At 69.8% G+C, this 18,993-nt stretch carries 13 protein-coding genes; 3 read left to right on the top strand and 10 right to left on the bottom strand.

Annotated features, from left to right (window positions below; genetic code table 11):
- Nucleotides 1-19 precede the first annotated feature (19 nt).
- Both ACIBL4_RS25215 and ACIBL4_RS25210 read right to left on the bottom strand, forming a co-directional pair.
- Nucleotides 20-862, bottom strand: coding sequence for a hypothetical protein (locus ACIBL4_RS25215; protein ID WP_399413762.1), 843 nt, complete (start codon nt 860-862; stop codon nt 20-22).
- Entirely contained in the window at nt 862-5,157 is a 4,296-nt protein-coding gene (locus tag ACIBL4_RS25210; protein WP_399413760.1) for a caspase family protein, read from the bottom strand. The genes ACIBL4_RS25215 and ACIBL4_RS25210 overlap by 1 nt, the downstream gene beginning before the upstream one ends.
- A gap of 239 nt (nt 5,158-5,396) precedes the next feature.
- Between ACIBL4_RS25210 and ACIBL4_RS25205 the strand changes: the two genes are divergently transcribed.
- The gene (locus tag ACIBL4_RS25205; protein ID WP_399413758.1) at nt 5,397-6,137 is read left to right on the top strand and encodes an SAM-dependent methyltransferase; all 741 of its coding nucleotides are present in this window, start codon (nt 5,397-5,399) and stop codon (nt 6,135-6,137) included.
- Nucleotide 6,138: 1 nt separating this feature from the next.
- On the opposite strand, the gene ACIBL4_RS25200 is transcribed toward ACIBL4_RS25205, so the two are convergent.
- Both ACIBL4_RS25200 and ACIBL4_RS25195 read right to left on the bottom strand, forming a co-directional pair.
- Complete coding sequence (locus tag ACIBL4_RS25200; RefSeq protein ID WP_399413756.1) at nt 6,139-7,434, bottom strand: nitrate/nitrite transporter; 1,296 nt, start codon at nt 7,432-7,434, stop codon at nt 6,139-6,141.
- Entirely contained in the window at nt 7,431-8,081 is a 651-nt protein-coding gene (locus tag ACIBL4_RS25195) for a GntR family transcriptional regulator (RefSeq protein ID WP_399413754.1), read from the bottom strand. Before ACIBL4_RS25195 ends, ACIBL4_RS25200 begins: the two co-directional genes overlap by 4 nt.
- Nucleotides 8,082-8,289: 208 nt before the next feature.
- On the opposite strand from ACIBL4_RS25195, the gene ACIBL4_RS25190 reads away from it, so the two are divergent.
- Nucleotides 8,290-9,189, top strand: a complete 900-nt coding sequence (locus ACIBL4_RS25190) for a D-alanyl-D-alanine carboxypeptidase family protein (RefSeq protein WP_399413752.1) — start codon at nt 8,290-8,292, stop codon at nt 9,187-9,189.
- Between the two features lie 184 nt (nt 9,190-9,373).
- On the opposite strand, the gene ACIBL4_RS25185 is transcribed toward ACIBL4_RS25190, so the two are convergent.
- The 5 genes from ACIBL4_RS25185 to ACIBL4_RS25165 all read right to left on the bottom strand — a co-directional run bounded on the left by ACIBL4_RS25185 (nt 9,374) and on the right by ACIBL4_RS25165 (nt 16,243).
- Complete coding sequence (locus ACIBL4_RS25185; RefSeq protein ID WP_399413750.1) at nt 9,374-10,381, bottom strand: RNA-guided endonuclease InsQ/TnpB family protein; 1,008 nt, start codon at nt 10,379-10,381, stop codon at nt 9,374-9,376.
- A gap of 233 nt (nt 10,382-10,614) precedes the next feature.
- Complete coding sequence (locus ACIBL4_RS25180; protein ID WP_399413748.1) at nt 10,615-12,045, bottom strand: dihydrolipoamide acetyltransferase family protein; 1,431 nt, start codon at nt 12,043-12,045, stop codon at nt 10,615-10,617.
- 10 nt (nt 12,046-12,055) lie between these two features.
- The gene (locus ACIBL4_RS25175) at nt 12,056-13,033 is read right to left on the bottom strand and encodes an alpha-ketoacid dehydrogenase subunit beta (protein WP_086562480.1); all 978 of its coding nucleotides are present in this window, start codon (nt 13,031-13,033) and stop codon (nt 12,056-12,058) included.
- A 1-nt stretch (nt 13,034) separates the two neighbouring features.
- The gene (gene pdhA / locus ACIBL4_RS25170) at nt 13,035-14,228 is read right to left on the bottom strand and encodes a pyruvate dehydrogenase (acetyl-transferring) E1 component subunit alpha (RefSeq protein WP_356927244.1); all 1,194 of its coding nucleotides are present in this window, start codon (nt 14,226-14,228) and stop codon (nt 13,035-13,037) included.
- Between the two features lie 419 nt (nt 14,229-14,647).
- The gene (locus tag ACIBL4_RS25165) at nt 14,648-16,243 is read right to left on the bottom strand and encodes a protein kinase (protein WP_399413745.1); all 1,596 of its coding nucleotides are present in this window, start codon (nt 16,241-16,243) and stop codon (nt 14,648-14,650) included.
- A gap of 365 nt (nt 16,244-16,608) precedes the next feature.
- Here ACIBL4_RS25165 and ACIBL4_RS25160 point away from each other — a divergent pair, with 365 nt between their 5' ends.
- The gene (locus tag ACIBL4_RS25160) at nt 16,609-18,255 is read left to right on the top strand and encodes a protein kinase (protein ID WP_399413743.1); all 1,647 of its coding nucleotides are present in this window, start codon (nt 16,609-16,611) and stop codon (nt 18,253-18,255) included.
- Nucleotides 18,256-18,323: 68 nt separating this feature from the next.
- Here the strand turns inward: ACIBL4_RS25160 and ACIBL4_RS25155 are convergent, their stop codons facing one another.
- Entirely contained in the window at nt 18,324-18,878 is a 555-nt protein-coding gene (locus tag ACIBL4_RS25155) for a bacterial proteasome activator family protein (RefSeq protein ID WP_356927287.1), read from the bottom strand.
- Nucleotides 18,879-18,993 lie beyond the last annotated feature (115 nt).

Below are 18,993 nucleotides of genomic sequence, written 5' to 3'. Positions count from 1 at the left end.
CTCGCCCCTTGCCCGCGACTCACGTGGGGCCGGGGCCGAGCAGGTCGGCCACCCTTGACGACGCGAGATAGTTGGCGACGAGGTGGAAGTCGAACGTGTGGATCGCCACGGTGCCGGAGCGCTCGGAGTCGACGCCATCGAACATGGCCTCGACTCCGCCGGGCGGGATCGCCACGAGGTCGCCGGCGTCGGCGAGGTTCACCCACCGCCTTACGCCCGGGGGCCGCCGGCCCCTGCCGTTGACCGGTCCTGGTTCCAGACGGTCGAAGACCGCATGGGGCAGGGCAAGCGGAGATCCCAGCGTGATCAGCAGATCGACCTTGAGGTGTGGATAGGCCCACAACGCCTCGTAGGCGGCAACGGAACCGAGTGAATGGGCTATGACGATGTCCGGGCGTCGCGCCGCCACTGTCTCCGCGATCCTCGCCCGCACCCGAAAGCGTGCGGAGCCGTCGAAGCCCTGAAGGTAGGTGTGTACTTCTCGGAAGAAGGTGCTCACGAACCACTCGGTTGCCGGAGCCCCTATGCCTCGGCTTCGGGCCAGCCAGGCCAAGGACTGCCGAAGAAAACCGGTTGCCCGTCCCGCCGAGACACCTGCGGGGACGTTCAGTTCTCGCAGCCATTCCCGGACCAGCTCCTCCTCCGCAGGCTCGAGGTCGTCCAGGCTCAAGGCTCCCCCTTGACGTCCCGGTATGCGCAGCAGGTCGGCGTAGTAGACGACCGACAGCTCTGGCGCTTGTGCAGACGCAGCCCCGCGAGCGAGAGCCTTGAGCCATGCCTCTTCGAGCTCGTTCGCCGCGCGAGGGACGAGGAGACCCGGCCTGTGCTGCCCGACTCCATGGACGCCGACGATGCGCTTCATCAGGTCTCCCGCCGCTTCATGACGATGACTTCGGGGCCGCATCCGATGATCAGAGAACCATCCGGCGCGACGGTCAGTGCGTTGGCCGGCATGGGCAGAGCCAGCATCTCCACGGTGCGATGTTCAAGATCCCACAGGCGTACGGTGCTGTCCTCGCCCGAGGTGAGGGCGACCGGCCGGCCTCGTACGACCGCACACACCACGGCCAGAACACCACCCTCGTGGCCGCGGAGCGCATCTCCGAGTTGGCGCCCGGTGGTGAGGTCCCACACCCGGACCGTTCGGTCGTAACCTGTGCTGACCGCGACGGGGAGACGTCCGACTTCGGTGCAGGCCACGCCGGTGACACCGCCGGTATGGCCTCGCAGGACCGCCACGTGCCTCGGCACACGGAAGGTCAGGTCCCACAGACGGACGGTCCCGTCGTCGCCGCAGGTGACCGCATGCGGTCGGCCGTGCACATCCACAGGGGCCAACCCCGTGGCGGCACCGCGGTGGCCTGGGACCGCACGACTCAACGCCACGCGGTTCTCGAGGTCCCATGCGCGTATCTCGCCACCACGGGTGCAGCTCAACAGCACGGTTCGCTCGCGAATCCGGGTCACCGCCATACCAGTGGTGGCGCGGTCGTGTCGCATACTCATTCGGCCCATCAGCCGACGCGTGGCCAAGTTCCAGTACCAGATGTCACGGGAAGCCCCCGAGGTCACGGCGACCTCGCCCACTCGAGCGGGGAGCCTGCCGAGCCGCGTGCAGATCAGAGCACGCGCCGGATATCCGGCGAGCCCTCCCATGTGATCTCCGTGCTCCATGCCCCACATCTGTACCGGGTCGTCCTCCGCCGCAGTGAGGGCGATCACCCTCTGTCCGATGGCAGTTGCAGCCACCGCTTGGACAGGGGAGCGGTGTCCCGTGACGGGGCGTCCGACGGGAGACCGTGGGGCCATGTCCCATATCCGCACCGTGCTGTCATCGCTCACCGAGAGAGCAATCAACTGATCGACGTCAGGGGAGCCGGGCACGACAGTGTCCCGAACCGTGGTCACGGCAGCAGCACGGACCCAGTCGGTGTGACCGACGAAGGCGTCACCGATGGCGGTCCGTGTCCGCAGATCCCATCGTCTGACAGTGCCGTCATCGCTGGTGGTCACCGCTACGGGGCGGCCCCTCACCACAGTGCAGGTCACAGACGTGGCGGCGCCGAGTTTGTCGGCGAAGGGCCGGCCCACAACCTGTCGGCTGGTCAGATCCCACACCCAGATGCCCGACTGCCGAGTGGCGACAACGGCCACCGGCCTCTGGTCGAGAACGGTGCAGGCCACCGCCGTCGGGGCGCTGAGTCGCACACCGAAGGGGGCTGCACTCAACTGAGTTGTGTCGACGTCCCAGATTTGGATGCCGGAGTTCCGCGTGGCGACCACGACAACCCTGCGGTCGCCCAGGCGTGTGCAGGAGACCGCGGTGCAAGCAAGGTCACGCTCCACGATTTTGAAGACTTTGTGCCCGGTGCTCCGAAGACGTACGGCATAGAAGCCCAAACTGCTTTCGCCCGCTGCCGCGATGACTGCTCCGTGGTCCGCTTCCATGGCGGACAACCCCAGGATCCGTTCCTGACCCGTGTCGTGAGGTGTGTCGACAAGCGTGCCGGAGACCGTGTCCCAGACCTGAAGGCGATCTGCCTGGTCTACCGCGACGACGTGGTGCATTCCCGGTGCTGTCAGACAGAGCACGGCCGTGATACCGGCAGCTTGTTCATAGCGCAGCGTCTTCAGGAGCTGCCGCGAGGCGAGATCCCATAACCGAATGGTTCCGTCATCCCCAGCGGTCACGGCGACGCGTTGCGCAGACGTCGTGCCCGTGACCGCGACACTCGTCACCGCGTCAGCGTGCCCCGTCAGAGTGTCGAGCAGGGCACTGTCGACCTGGGAGCCGGTCGCCCATCGGGGCAGCCACGCCTCCGATGGCGCTCCGGAATTGAGCCGGCCGAGCAGGGCGCGATCGCCATATCGGGCCGCGTCGATGGCGAGCAGCTGTCGCCGAACGCGGGCGTCGGCATGGCGATGGGCACCGGAAGAGGCACGGTAGACGGCAACAGCGAGTCGTCCGGTGTCTGTCTCCGCCGTGGCCAGGGCCGGTATGACACTGGCCGGATCAGCATGGACGAGGAACTCGGCATCGGTGAAGAGCTCGTCCTGACGATTGCAGTCCCGCGCGTGCTGGACCGCGTGCCGGAGCAGATACGGCGGAGCCGTCGACCATGCTGCGAGGGACGTTCCCGACTTCTGGCCGGCGCAGCTGAGAAGAACGTCGAGAACCAGGCGCTCGACTGGCACGGCATCCGTCGAGTCCCTGCTCTCCGCCACCAGATAGTCGGCCAACCCCTGGTGAAATGGTCGATACAGGGCAGTACCGTCCTGTTCGACATCGGTGCGTAGATAGAACAGAACGTCGCTGAGTGCTTCTTGCAGTTCGGGGCTCGTGACGCCGGGGACCAGCGACTCGGCCAGCGGAATGGCCAGCTCGGTCGGCATGCCGTCACCTTTGGCGAAGGCGAAGGCCGACAGCAGTGCCCGGGCGGCTGTGGAGTTCGGGCGGGCGCGCAGGTCCAGGTCGAAGACGGCGTGCAGGTGATGGGGAACCGTCCGCCCAAGCAGTTCAGCTTCGGATTCCGTGGCAGGAGTGGGCACGGCGGCCAAGTAGCGCACGAAGACGCTGGCGACCAGGAACGCCCCCCACTCCTGGTCCGAGGCTTCGATGAGACTGTCGGCGGTCGCGGTCGCGAGTCGCTCGCGAGCCGCACGATGGCGGCCGGAGGCGTAGCCGTCGATGTCCGCGAGCGAAATGGCCAGGTAGTCGCGCAGGTCCTGTCGTAGTTCCAGTGGATCGGCCACGTTCAGGTCGACCAGCAGACCACCGTCCGCGGCGGCACGCTGCAACGCTGCGAACTCTCCCCACGGGCGCGCCCCGACGAGCAGCCGGCAGATGGCCTCGCCGTCCGGTCGACGCGAGCAGGCCAACGGAAGCAGCAGTTCGTCCGTGACTCGCCCGGGCTCGATGGCCTCGTCCAAAGCGTCCAGTACAACCGTGGGCGGCACGTCGGAAGCGGTGACAGCTTCCACGAGTGCCTGCGGGGACCAGCCATCGGACGGCTGATCGAAACGCAGCTGCCGGGCCAGTGATGTCACCAGGTCGTCCAGTTCCCGCTGCCGTGCGTGCACCGCGGCCATGGAGCGGTTGATGGAGGGGCAGCCGGCCGGATCGGTCTGCAGGCGGGCGCGGATGTGCGGAGCGGCCTCGACCAGTGTGGGATGGGCCGCGCCGACGACTGCGCCGATCAACGCCGACTTACCTGTGCCCGGCTGCCCGGTGACCAGACAGAGGCCGGCCGTTCCAACGCCGTCGAGCCATGGAGCGAGGAGTGCGAGTTGGCTGCGCCGCCCGGTGAAGTGACGGCCCGCCTTGTTCGCGAAATGCGCTGAGTCCTGCGGCCGCAGCGCGGTCGGCTCGTCCACGAAGGCCCGCAGCGGACCGTCCACAGCACTGCGCGCGGCGAGCGAAGGGTCCCAGACATACAGCGGATTGGGCAAAAAGGGCAGTTCGGGTTCCGGATGGCTGGGGTCCAGTGGTGTGGCATGAATGGTTTGCGGCAATCCGGGCATGCGGCTGAGCCGTTCGCCGATCCGCCTCGCCAACAAGGAGAAGGACACGAATGGCTGGGTTGGGCTGGTCCCCAGGCCCGTGCGCGAGGACTCCTCCAGTATTTCCGCCACCGCTTGGCTGAATCGACCATCGAAAGCGTCTTCTGAACCACCGGCTGCCGCGATGACCCAGGCGTACGTGTCCCGCCCGGCCAGCTGCACCATGAAGGGGAGCCGGGCAGCGACTCCGGACCGGCACAGGTCGAGCAGAAACAGCGTCGGCTTTCCCGACGCCTGCGCCGCAGAGACCCAGTCCGCGACGTTCGAACCGAGGCCGGTGCGCGAGTCCGACGCGATCATGTCGAGCCGGTTGGGGTCACGGCCCCGTCCTGCCATTCCATGAGACATGACATGCAGGATTCTGTGGTCGCCGTCCAAGGCGCGGGAAGTCGCCGACCTCAGCTCGGTCAGGTCGGGGTCGCGCACGACGTCGACGGTGTATCCGACGTGTTGCAGGGCTTGTTGCACCTCGGGAAGGACCTTGTGGACGAAGTCCAGCGCACCCCACGCCTCGCCGCCGATCGCAGGCTCGTCCCCCGAAGCCACAGCGGAACGGAAGGTGCCCACCCCTACCACCAGCGCGCGTCCCTTGGCCACTCCGACCCGTCCCCCTTGCTCCTGCCTCGCCAGCATGGCACAAGCCCACGGGACTCGGGAGGCGAGCACAGGCAAGACAGGTGCGCCGGTCGAACAACGGACTGGTCAGCCTGGGCGGCGCGTTGGGGCGCAGCGGCACCCCGCTCCGCCGGGCTGCGCACCCACCCGGCCCCGGCATCAGCACCCAGCACCGGAAAACCCCGTGCCGCCGCCCCACCCCCCGCCGTAGCGTCCCCGGCATGACCCCACCCCGCCACACCCGGCTGACCTTCCACGGCCCGCTGTCCGAGACCCGGGCGGACGCCCTCGTACAACGCCTCACCCGCCACATCCCCACTACGGTGCTGGACATCGGCTGCGGCTGGGGCGAGCTCATGCTCCGCATCCTCGCCGCCACCCCGGACGCCACCGGCACCGGCATCGACATCAACACCGAGGACCTGGATCGAGGCCGGAAGGCAGCCGAGGCACGGGGCCTCACGACCCGAGTCCTTTTCCTCGAAGAGTCCGCCACCGGCACCCCCCACGGCCCCGCCGACCTCGTCCTGTGCGTAGGCGCGAGCCAAGCCCTCGGCAGCCGACTGCCCCAAGCTCTCGCAGAACTCCGCAGGCTCGTCACCGACCACGGCCGTGTCCTCCTCGGCGAAGGCTTCTGGCAGCGCACCCCGACCGAGGCCGAGCTGACCCGCATGTGGCCGGAGGCGAAGGCCACCGACCACCCCGACCTCGCCACCCTCGTCGCCCTGGCCGTCGACGCGGGGTTCCGGCCGGAGTGGACGGAGACCGCGAGCCTCGACGAATGGGAGGAGTTCGAGTCGGCGTACCTCGCGGACACCGAGGTGTGGCTCGCCCGGCACCCCGGCCACCCCCAGGCCGCCGAGACCCGGGAGCGCGCCGACCGCCACCGAGCCGCCTGGCTCACCTACCGCGGCGTTCTCGGCCTGGCGTACCTCACCCTCGTACCGGTAGCGGCCCGTTGACCTACGCCGGCACGTGCACCGTCTCCACCCGGCTCGCCACCAGCCGCTCCCGCTCGCGCCGGGCCGCCTGCTTGCGCAGCCGCAGGATCTGCGTGACCCCGAGCGCCTGGAGGACGAACACCGCCGAGAAGGCCACGGTGTAGTCGTCGCCGGTGGCGTCCAGCAGCACCCCGACCGCGAACAGCGTGGTCATGGAGGCCACAAAGCCGCCCATGTTGGTGATGCCGGAGGCCGTGCCCTGCCGCTCGGGCGGGTTCGCCGGGCGGGCGAAGTCGAAGCCGAGCATCGAGGCGGGCCCGCAGGCCCCGAGCACCGCGCACAGCACGATCAGCAGCCACATCGGGGCGTGCGGGGCCGGGTAGGCCAGCGTCGCCGCCCACAGGGCCGCCGTCGTCCCGACCGTGCCGAGCGCGAGCGGCAGCCGCGCCCCGTGGTGCCGGGCGACGACCTGCCCGTAGAACAGGCCGACGACCATGTTCGACAGCACGACCAGGGTGAGGAGTTCGCCGGCCGTGGCCCGGGACAGTCCCTGTGCTTCGACGAGGAACGGCATGCCCCACAGCAGCAGGAACACCATGGCCGGGAACTGGGTCGTGAAGTGCACCCACAGTCCGAGCCGGGTGCCCGGCTCCCGCCAGGCGGCGGCGATCTGCCGCCGTACGTAGGCCGCGCCCTGGTGCGGGAGCGGCTCCGGCTCGTGGCCCTCCGGGTGGTCCTTCAGGAACAGCAGCACCAGGACGAACACCACGGCCCCGGCGACCGCGCTGCCCGCGAAGGCCGGCGTCCAGCCGACGCCGTGCAGCAGCCGGGCCAGGACGAGCGTGGAGACGAGGTTGCCCGCCATGCCCACGAGCCCCGCGAACTGGGCGACGAGCGGACCGCGCCGGGCGGGGAACCACCGCGTGCCGAGCCGCAGCACGCTGATGAACGTCAGCGCGTCACCGCAGCCGAGCAGCGCCCGGGAGGCGAGCGCCATGCCGTACGAGGGGGAGAACGCGAAGCCCAGCTGCCCGGCCGTGAACAGCACCGCCCCGAGGGCGAGCACCTTCTTGGTGCCGAGCCGGTCGACGAGCAGGCCGACGGGTATCTGCATGCCCGCGTAGACCAGCAGCTGGAGGATGGAGAACGTGGACAGGGCGGAGGCGTTGACGTGGAAGCGGTCGGCCGCGTCGAGGCCGGCGACGCCCAGGGACGTGCGGAAGATGACCGCGACGAAGTAGACCGAGACGCCGATGCCCCAGACGGCCAGGGCGCGCCGGCCGCCCGGCGGGTCGCCCGGCAGCGTCGTGCTGCTCATCGGACCTCCCCCCGGGCCAGGTGCGAGAACCAGCCGATGTGCCGGTGGACCAGTCCGACGGCCGCCTCGGCGTCCCCGGTGCGCAGCGCGTCGAGGATCTCCTCGTGCTCGGCGAGGGTCTTGGCGATCCGGTCGGGGTGGGAGTGCATGACGGCGACGCCCATCCGCAGCTGGCGGTCGCGCAGCTGGTCGTAGAGCCGGGAGAGGATCTCGTTGCCGCCGCTGCGGACGATCTCGGCGTGGAAGCAGCGGTCGGTGACGGCGGCCCCGGCGAGATCTCCTTCGGCGGCCTGCCGCTTCTGCCGGGCCAGCAGCTCCTCCAGGCGCTCGATGAGCCCGGGGGGCGCGGGCACGGCCTTGCGCGCCGCGTGCTCCTCGACGAGCAGCCGTGTCTCCACGACGTCGGCGATCTCCTGGGCGGAGACGGGCAGGACGAGGGCGCCCTTCTTCGGGTAGAGCCGGATCAGCCCCTCGGCCTCCAGCCGGAGCAGCGCCTCGCGCACCGGCGTGCGCGAGACCCCGACGGCCTCGGCGAGCTCGCCCTCGGTGAGCAGGGTCCCGCCCTCGTAACGGCGCTCCAGGACGCCCTGTTTTACGTGGGCGTAGACACGGTCGGCGGCGGGAGGTTGCTTCACGGCCAGGGTCATGCCGACAGCATAGATACAACAGGGACGCATGGATGCATTCGTCCAGTATGCGGACCTGAATGTCACACATCTGTGGCAAAGAGGGGGTCCCGCTCGGCAACGACACGACCACGTGTGCTAGTTACGAGTGAGACACGTGCGGCCCCTTTCCCCTCGTCCTCAACTCGGCCGCATCGTTGGGGCATTCGACGCAATCGGGGTACTTCACTTGATAACCGCCATTCAGGGCACCCGCCTCCGCAGAGCCGTGGCCGCCGCCGTGACCACCGGCGCCATGCTCGCGACCGGAGCCCTCACCGTCGCGCCGGCGCAGGCCGCCACGGCGCCCACGATCACCGCCAAGGGCGGTTACGTGATGAACAACGCGACCGGCAAGTCCCTCTACACCAAGGCGGCCGACACTCGCCGCTCCACCGGCTCGACCACCAAGATCATGACGGCCCTGGTGGTGCTGAAGCAGCCGAAGCTCAACCTGGACAGCAAGGTCACGATCCAGAAGGCGTACAGCGACTACATCGTCGACAACAACTGGGCGTCGAACGCCAAGCTGATCGTCGGCGACAAGGTCACCGTCCGCCAGCTGCTGTACGGGCTGATGCTGCCGTCCGGGTGCGACGCGGCGTACGCGCTCGCCGACAAGTTCGGCTCGGGCTCGACGCGGGCGGCGCGCGTGAAGTCGTTCATCGGCAAGATGAACACCACCGCCAAGGACCTGGGTCTGAAGAACACCCACTTCGACTCGTTCGACGGCATCGGCAAGGGCGCCAACTACTCGACACCGCGCGATCTGACGAAGCTCGCCAGCAGCGCGATGAAGAACTCCATGTTCCGCACGGTCGTCAAGACGAAGAAGTACACGGCGAAGACGACCACGAAGTCCGGCGGCACGCGGACGATGGCCCCGTGGGAGAACACCAACCCGCTGCTCGCGAGCTACTCGGGCGCGATCGGTGTGAAGACCGGCTCCGGCCCGGAGGCCGGGTTCTGCCTGGTCTTCGCCGCCACCCGCAACGGCAAGACGGTCATCGGCACGGTCCTCGCCTCGACCGACAAGGACACGCGGAAGTCGGACGCCACGAAGCTGATGAATTTCGGCTTCGCGAAGTAGCGCAAGCAGGACGGGCACCACGAAGGGGGCTCACCGCGGATGGCGGTGAGCCCCCTTTCGCTCGTCACGCAGCCGTGCGCTGACGGCGCTCCAGCGCCCGGCGACGTAGTCGAAGTCCGAGGCACGGGTCGCTGTTGACGGTCTGTTGAAGCTCTCTCCCCTCTTGAACGGGGGAGATTCCGCCCTACCTTACGGTGGGAGGCTTGACGCGGCGAGCGCGCCTGACGACTGCTCTTCCAGCAGCCGGGAAGGCCACGAGGCCGATCCGGTACAGGTGCAGGATGTTCCGTGCCGCGTTGTGGTCGGCGTTGCCCGACCAGCCGCAGTCCGGGTTCTTACATACGAACACGGCCTGAGACTCCCGGCTGCCCGCAGTGGTGACGCCGCAGGCTGAGCAGCGCTGGGAGGTGCCAGGGCCAGGGACCTTGACCAGGGAGCCGCCGTACCGGGCGGTCTTGTACGTCAGCATCGTGACCGTGCGGCCCCACGCCTCGGCGGCGATGGACCGGTTCAGCCCGGCTTTCTGCGCGACGTTCCTAGCCGGCTCTTCGACAGTGCCCCGAGCCGACTTGACCGCGAGAGGGACTGTGACGCCCACGTCGATGCCGACTTCCCCGCCCCGGTGGGGCTCGGGCTTGGGTTCCAGAGTCGTCACGCGGAAGGCGATGTGCCAGCCGAGCGCATTCTTGATGAGCCGGGCTCCGGAGATCCGGTTCTCGGTGCTCGCGTGCTTTCCGATGGGGAGGTCTTTGGTCCAGCGGAACCGGATGCGGCCGATCCTGGGCAGATTGACCATGCCCCAGCGGCGGTGCACGCGCTTGATGTTCAGATCCCGGCCCTGCGGAATGTCCACGCTCATAAAGGACCGGAACCGGCCCTTGAAGTTCGGGGCGTCCGCCCGTCCCTGCCAGCAGTTCTTCCATGCCTGGACGTATGTCTTCAGCACCGCCTGCGCGGCCTGCGCGGGCAGGACAGCGAGAAAGTCGAGGTCCTTGCGGGCCTGGCGTACCGCGTCGTCCGCCTGCGCAAGGGTCCGCTTGTCCTTCGGCATCATCTGCCACCAGGCGTGCAGCAGGTTCCACATCGTGCGGGCCGCGTGCGCCTGGGCCTCGGCCACCGGCACCTCGGCAGGCGACAGCACAAGCCGGGCACGGTGACCGAACTGACGCTTGGCCAAGGCGCCTTGGCTCATAAGGCACCCCCTCTCGATAGTTCGTCCGATCCCCAGAAGAACGAGCGAATGACCCGAAGGTCACCCAACTGGCCTCGGCGATACGGCAGCCGTTACCCAGCCACCCGACGTGATGCCCCCTGCTGGCGCATTGCCGACCCGAGGTCCAGCTCGGGCCATAATGCACAGCCCACTGGCCCCCAATACGCCGCGGCGGCCCCCCGCCCAGTGGGCAGGGGGCCGCCGCGCCCGGCTCACGCCCAGGTGATCAGGCGCTTCGGCTGCTCCAGGATCGCCGCCACGTCCGCCAGGACCTTCGAGCCCAGCTCCCCGTCGACCAGGCGGTGGTCGAACGACAGGGCCAGGGTGGTGACCTGACGGGGCTTCACCTTGCCCTTGTGGACCCACGGCTGGAGCTTGATCGCACCGACCGCGAGGATCGCGGACTCGCCGGGGTTGAGGAGCGGCGTGCCCGTGTCGACGCCGAAGACGCCGACGTTGGTGATCGTCACCGTGCCGCCCTGCATGGCCGCCGGGGACGTCTTGCCGTCCCTGGCGGTCGACACCAGCTCGCCCAGCGACTCGGCCAGCTGCGGCAGCGTCTTGGCGTGGGCGTCCTTGATGTTCGGCACGATCAGGCCGCGCGGGGTCGCGGCCGCGATGCCCAGGTTCACGTAGTGCTTGACCACGATCTCCTGGGCCGCCTCGTCCCAGGACGCGTTGATGTCCGGGTTCCGCTTGATCGCGACGAGCAGCGCCTTGGCGATCAGCAGGAGGGGGTTCACGCGCAGGCCCGCGAACTCCTTGTCCTGCTTCAGCTCCTCGACCAGCTTCATCGTGCGCGTCACGTCGACCGTCACGAACTCCGTGACATGCGGCGCGGTGAACGCCGAGCCGACCATCGCCGCCGCCGTCGCCTTGCGGACGCCCTTGACCGGGATTCGGGTCTCGCGGGCGGTGTCGTACGACACCGCTGCCGGCGCGGGCGCAGGGGCGGCAGCCACGGGGGCCTCCTGCCGCGGTGCCTGCGCTCGAGCCACCGCCGCATGCACGTCCTCGCGGGTGATGATGCCGTCCGGGCCGGTCGGGACCACCGTCGTCAGATCGACGCCCAGGTCCTTGGCCAGCTTGCGGACCGGCGGCTTGGCGAGGGGACGTTCCAGGCCGGCGGGGGCGGCCGGGGTCGCGGCCCCGTGGCCGTTCAGCTCCGTCTGGATCGCCGTCGAGGCCTGCTGCACCGGGACCTCGGGGCCCTTGCGAGGACGGCGGCGGGTGGACGACGTCGCCACCCCGTAGCCGACCAGGACCGGCTGGCGGCCGGAGCCCTCCGCCTTCGGCTCCTCCGCCGACCGGGGCGCTGCCGGCTGCCCGGCCGCAGGCTGCTCGGCGGCGGGCGCGGGCTGGTCGGCCGCGGGGGCGGCCCCTCCGCTCACGTCGACCGCGATGATCGCCGTGCCCACGTCGACCGTGGTGCCCTCCGGGAAGTGCAGCGCCCGGACCACGCCGTCGTACGGGATGGGCAGCTCGACGGCCGCCTTCGCCGTCTCGACCTCGCACACCACCTGGCCGTCCGTGACCGTGTCACCGGGCTGGACGTACCACTTGAGGATCTCCGCCTCCGTGAGCCCCTCGCCCACGTCGGGCATCTTGAACTCGCGCACGGACGCTTCCGTCATCGTCGTCACGACCCTCTCCTCAGTACGCCAGCGAGCGGTCGACGGCATCCAGCACCCGGTCCAGGTTCGGCAGGTACTCCTCCTCCAGGCGGGCCGGCGGGTACGGCGCGTGGTAGCCGCCGACCCGGAGCACCGGGGCCTCCAGGTGGTAGAAGCAGCGCTCCGTGATCCGCGCGGCGATCTCCGCGCCCGAGCCGAAGAACACCGGTGCCTCGTGGACGACGACCAGGCGGCGCGTCTTCTCCACCGACGCCTGGATCGAGTCGAAGTCGATCGGGGAGACCGAGCGCAGGTCGAGAACCTCCAGGTTCCTGCCCTCCTCGGCGGCCGCGTCGGCGACCTCCTGGCAGAGCTTCACCATCGGGCCGTAGGCGGCGAGGGTGAGGTCGGTGCCCTCGCGGACCACCTGGGCCTTGTGCAGCGGGCCCGGGATCGCCTCCGGGTTGACCTCGCCCTTGTCCCAGTAGCGGCGCTTGGGCTCGAAGAAGATCACCGGGTCGTCGCTCTGGATGGCCTGCTGCATCATCCAGTACGCGTCCGACGCGTTCGAGGGGCTGACCACCTTCAGGCCCGCCACATGCGCGAACAGCGACTCGGGGGACTCCGAGTGGTGCTCCACCGCGCCGATGCCGCCGCCGTAGGGGATGCGCACGACGACCGGGAGCTTGACTTTGCCCAGCGAGCGGGCGTGCATCTTGGCGAGCTGCGTGACGATCTGGTCGTAGGCCGGGAAGACGAAGCCGTCGAACTGGATCTCCACCACCGGGCGGTAACCGCGCAGGGCCAGGCCGATGGCCGTGCCGACGATCCCCGACTCGGCCAGCGGGGTGTCGATGACGCGGCTCTCGCCGAAGTCCTTCTGCAGGCCGTCCGTCACACGGAAGACACCGCCGAGCTTGCCGACGTCCTCGCCCATGATCAGGACCTTGGGGTCGGAGTCCAGGGCGCGGCGCAGCGACTCGTTGATCGCCTTGGCCAGAGCCATCTTGTCGGCCATCTCAGTTACCCCCCTCGTCGGCGAAGGACGCCTGGTACGCGGCGAACTGGGCGCGCTCCTCGTCGACGAGCGCGTGTCCGTCCGCATAGACGTTCTCGAAGATGGCGAAGTGGTCCGGGTCCGGCATGGCACGGACCGCCTCGCGCACTCGTTTGCCCAACGCCTCGGACTCGGCCTCCAGTTCCGCGAAGAATCCCTCGTCCGCGTGGTTTGAGGCCTCCAGATAGCGGCGGAGGCGCAGGATCGGGTCCTTGGCCTCCCAGGCCTGGCGCTCCTCGTCGCCCCGGTACCGGGTCGGGTCGTCGGAGGTGGTGTGGGCGCCCATGCGGTAGGTGAACGCCTCGACGAGGGTCGGGCCCTCGCCGGCGCGGGCCCGCTCCAGGGCCCACCGGGTGACCGCGAGGCAGCCGAGCACGTCGTTGCCGTCCACGCGGACGCCCGGGAAGCCGAAGCCCTGCGCGCGCTGGTAGATCGGCACGCGGGACTGCTTCTCGGTCGGCTCGGAGATGGCCCACTGGTTGTTCTGGCAGAAGAACACGACGGGGGCGTTGTAGACCGCGGAGAAGGTGAACGATTCGGCCACGTCGCCCTGGCTGGAGGCGCCGTCGCCGAAGTAGGCGATCACCGCGCTGTCCGCGCCGTCCTTGGCGATGCCCATGGCGTAGCCGGTGGCGTGCAGCGTCTGGGAGCCGATGACGATCGTGTAGAGCTGGAAGTTGTTGCCGTTCGGGTCCCAGCCGCCGTTGTTCACGCCGCGGAACATGCCGAGCAGGTTGGTCGGGTCCACGCCGCGGCACCAGGCGACACCGTGCTCGCGGTAGGTGGGGAAGACGTAGTCATCGTCGCGCAGGGCCCGTCCGGAGCCGATCTGGGCGGCCTCCTGGCCGAGCAGCGAGGCCCACAGGCCCAGCTCGCCCTGGCGCTGCAGGGAGGTCGCCTCGGCGTCGAAGCGGCGGGTGAGCACCATGTCGCGGTACAGACCGCGGAGCTCTTCCGGGGTGACACCGGCGACGTACTTGTCGTACTCGGCGTTCTTGACCCGCTTGCCCTCGGGCGTCAGGAGCTGCACGAGCTGGGGCTCGGCGCCGGCGTCCTTCTTGGCAGTTGTGCGGGTGGTGCGCTTGGTGCCGGTGGTGCCGGCCTTGCTTCCGGCGCTGCGTCGCGGTGTGCGCGCGGCAGTGCTCTCCACGGTCACGTGTGCTCCTCCGTCGGTCCGGCCCCCGGGGTTGCCGGTAGGCCAGTGCGGCTCACCTGTTCTCGACCACCGGGGCACGGGGTGGGTGCCACTCGGCCGGGAACAGGCGTGACAGGTGCCCCGGCGAGCGCCCTGCAAAAGGCACGTTACCCAGTGCATCACATTTCTGTGAAACCCCCTCTGACCTGGGATTTTGCTTGGATATCCAAGTAAATCGGGAAGGTGTGGAAGGGGCCCTGGTCACAGCCTTGCAGGAGGCCGGAGCAACCGCACGTTAACCCGGTGACCCACGTCACGGGAAGAGTCCACTTTCCGGCGCGGCGAAACAGCACGCGCGCGTGGAGCCCGTTTCCGGGTCCCACGCGCGCGTGGATCATCCGTTTCGTCCCGGCGTTCCCCTTCGGGGAGCCGGCCGCGGGTCAGCCGCCGTCGCCGCCCGCGCCGCCTCCGGCGACACCGGTCGCGCCGCCCGCGTCGGTGCCGCCCGTGTCATCCGGCGGCGTCGCCGGGTCCGAGGGCGGCTCGCCCGTCGGCTCCCCGCCGGTCGGTTCCGCGGAGGTCGGCGCGTCCGACGGCTGGCCGGTGGGCGTCTCGGGCGCGCTCTGCGACGGCGTGTAGGACGGGGTGTACGACGGCGTCCACTCGCCGCCGCCGGAGCTCGTGCCGGTGCCGTCGTCCGTGGACGTGTCGGTCGGCTTGTCGGTCACCTCGTCGCTCGGCGTCTCGCTGGGCGTCTTCTTCTCGGTCGTCTGCGAGGTGGTCGGCGACTCCTTGACGTCGCGACCGCCCTTGCCGTCGCCGGTGTTCTGCAGCGCCAGGGCGACACCCGCCGCGACGGCGATCACCGCGAGCACGGCGAGGATCCACAGCTTGCCGCGGCCGCCGCCCTTGTTGCCGTGGCCCTCGAAGCCGCCGTCGTCACCGCCGCCGTAGCCGGCGGGCAGGATCGGCGACGGGATCTGCGCGGTGCCGGAGGCGTCCCCGGGGTGGCCCATCACGGCCGTGCCGGCGAAACCGCCCGACGGGGTGTGGCGGCCGTCGTGCGTGTCGACCGGGCCGGTGTTCCAGGTGCCGGTGTGGCCGCCCTGGTCGTAGAGCATCTGGAGCGCGTACTGGACCAGCCCGCGCATCTCCTCGGCCGTCTGGAAACGGTCGTCCGGCTCCTTGGCGAGGGAGCGCATGACCAAGCCGTCAAGCTCGGGCGGACAGGCGTCGGAGGCCTCGGAGGGAGGCGTCGGGATGTCCTGGACGTGCTGGTAGACCACCGACAGCGGGGTCTCGCCGGTGAACGGCGGGCGCAGCGAGAGCAGTTCGTAGAGCAGACAGCCCGTCGCGTACAGGTCGGAGCGGTGGTCGACGGCCTTGCCGAGCGCCTGCTCGGGCGACAGGTACTGCGGCGTGCCCATGACCATGCCAGTCTGCGTCATCGTCGACTGCGCGCCGTGCAGGGCGCGGGCGATGCCGAAGTCCATCACCTTCACGGCGCCGTTGTGCGTGATGATGACGTTGGCCGGCTTGATGTCGCGGTGCACGATGCCGTGCTGGTGCGAATAGGCGAGCGCCTCCAGGACGCCCGAGACGATGATCAGGGCCTGCTCGGGGCCCGGCGCCTCGGCGTTCAGCAGCAGGTCGCGGATCGTGCGGCCCTCGACCAGCTCCATGACGATGTAGGGCACGGACTGGCCGCCGACGACATCCTCGCCGGAGTCGTACACGGCGACGATCGCGTGGTGGTTGAGACCGGCGACCGACTGGGCCTCGCGCGTGAAGCGCGCCTTGGACACCGGGTCCTCGGCGAGGTCGGAACGGAGCAGCTTGACAGCGACGGTGCGCCCGAGGCGGACGTCCTCGGCGGCGAACACCTCGGCCATGCCGCCCCGGCCGAGTCTGTGGGTCAGCCGGTACCGGCCGTCCCCGACCAGCCCGCCGTTACCCCAGGACTCCGGCGCGTCCGACATGCCGCCGCCAGTCGCCTCGGGTTCGGACGGGCCCTGAGCGCGCTGCTGCTGTGCCATCAGTCCTCGCCGTCGTTTCTGCCCGCGGTGCGCGCGGTGTTGTTACGGTCTCCGTCGGCCACGCTACAGCCTCCGCGCAAGCCGCCGGTCCGAGACGGGGTGCCAGGACCGGCACGGGACGGACGGGTCATGAAACCTTTACTCCGTACTGTCGTGCAAATTCTGTGGACCGGCGGGACGTCCCCTGTAACGCTTCCGCGACGCTTCTTTCGCGTACGGTCACGGAACGGGCACCGAGCTTGACGTGTCAGTGCCCTGGGGCAGACTTGGCCGGGAATGGCGGTTTGGATCAACGCGGATCGCGCGGATCAGCGTCGGATCAGCGACAGTCGGCGGCGCCTCAAGGGCTACGGGGGAAACGGAACATGAGCCAGGACGGCGCACAGGGCCAGCACACGGGGCGGGCGCTCGCCAATGGCCGCTACCAGCTGCGTGATCTGCTCGGCCAGGGTGGCATGGCATCGGTGCACCTCGCGTACGACAGCGTGCTCGACCGGCAGGTCGCGATCAAGACACTTCACACCGATCTCGGTCGGGAACAGGCCTTCCGCGAGCGCTTCCGCCGCGAGGCCCAGTCCGTGGCCAAGCTCACGCACACCAACATCGTCTCGGTCTTCGACACCGGCGAGGACACCCTCGACGGCATGACGACGCCGTACATCGTCATGGAGTACGTCGAGGGCCGCCCGCTCGGCTCGGTGCTCGACGAGGACGTGCGGCAGCAGGGCGCGATGCCCGCCGACAAGGCGCTGAAGATCACCGCGGACGTGCTCGCCGCGCTGGAGATCAGCCACGAGATGGGGCTGGTCCACCGGGACATCAAGCCGGGCAACGTGATGATGACCAAGCGCGGCGTGGTCAAGGTCATGGACTTCGGCATCGCCCGCGCCATGCAGTCCGGGGTGACGTCGATGACGCAGACCGGCATGGTCGTCGGCACCCCGCAGTACCTCTCGCCGGAACAGGCCCTCGGCCGCGGTGTGGACGCCCGCTCCGACCTGTACTCGGTCGGCATCATGCTGTTCCAACTGGTCACCGGGCGGCTGCCGTTCGACGCGGACTCGCCGCTGGCCATAGCGTATGCGCACGTCCAGGAGGAGCCGCCGGTTCCGTCCTCGGTCAACCGGGCGCTGCCCCCGGCGGTGGACGCGCTGATCGCCCGCGCGCTGAAGAAGAACCCGAACGAGCGCTTCCCCAGCGCCGAGGCCATGCGTGACGAGTGCCTGCGCGTGGCGTCGTCCTTCCAGGCCGCCCCGCCGAGCATCGTGCCGGGCACGCAGGCCCCGAGCGGCGCGGGCGTCGGCTCGGCCGTGTTCCCGCCGGTCGACCAGGCGACCCCGGCGCCGTCGGGCCAGGTGCAGACGCCGTACCAGCCGACCCCGCCCCCGAACCCGTACGGCACGCCCGCCCCGGCGGCGCCGTCCCCGGCCTACGGCTACCCGCAGCAGGGCGGCTACCAGACGCTGTCCCCCGCCGCGTACTCGCCGCAGCCGGGTCCGTCGACCCCGCCTCCGTACAACCTCTCGCCGCAGACCGCGCAGGTCTCCGCGGGCGGCGGCAAGAGCAACAAGCCGGTGATCATCGGCTCGATCGTGGTGTCCGTTGTCGCGGTCGGCGGTCTGATCGCGGCCTTGCTGATGAACAACGGCGGCGAGGACGACCAGGGCGGTGGGGGCAGCAGCGCGAGTGCGTCGGCCTCGGCCGCCACGAAGCCGGGCTACCGCGGGCCGGACACCGCGAAGACGATCGACACGGAGATGTGCACGGAACCGCAGGAGTCGTACAACGACCCCGACAAGATCCGGATGCCCAACTTCAAGTTCAAGGACATCACCTCGGTCAAGGCCTGCCTCCAGGCGGCCGGCTGGGGAAAGAAGATCAACAACGTCGACGAGAACACCTACGGCGACGGCACGGTCATGAACCAGTTCCCGCCCGCCGACACCGACGTGGACCCGAAGAGCATGCCCGAGATCGTGCTCGGCGTCTCCACGGGCAACCCGCCGGCCTGACCCGCCCGCGCGAAGGGCCCGGCAGCCGAGGCTGCCGGGCCCTTTCGCATGGCCGGTGCGCGGTCGCGCTACAGGTACGGCCCGCCCGTGCGGCCGGCCGAACGGCCGCCCGGAGGCTGCTCGTCGAGGCCGTCATGCCCGACGCCCGGCGGGAGGGCGCGGCGCATCTGCTCCAGCTGGGCGCGGGCCGCCATCTGCTGGGCGAACAGCGTGGTCTGGATCCCGTGGAAGAGACCCTCCAGCCAGCCGACCAGCTGGGCCTGCGCGATGCGCAGCTCCGCGTCGCTCGGGGTCGTCTCGTCCGTGAAGGGCAGCGAGAGCCGCTCCAGCTCCTCGACCAGCTCGGGCGCCAGACCGTCCTCCAGCTCCTTCACCGAGCTGGCGTGGATCTCCTTGAGCCGGACCCGGCTGGCCTCGTCCAGGGGAGCCGCGCGCACTTCCTCCAGAAGCTGCTTGATCATGCTGCCGATCCGCATGACCTTCGCGGGCTGCTCCACCTGTTCCGTGACCGGGGTCTCGCGGGAGTCCTCGTCACCACCGCCGCCGCTGAGCGCCATGCCGTCCTGGCCCACGACCAGGATCTGCGGGTTCTCCGGCGACCTTTCGTTCCTCGGCATCTCCATGCCGCCATTGTCTCGCACGCCTGCACCTCACCTTCGTGGTGCCCCCGCGGGAGGCTGATCCACCGTGTTGGAGGAGACGTGCGGGCCGGGCCCGGGGTTGCTCACCAAAGGGTGA

The sequence above is a fragment of the Streptomyces sp. NPDC050416 genome, from assembly GCF_044458845.1.
Classification (GTDB): domain Bacteria; phylum Actinomycetota; class Actinomycetes; order Streptomycetales; family Streptomycetaceae; genus Streptomyces.
This window is presented reverse-complemented; position numbering and strand designations above follow the sequence as displayed.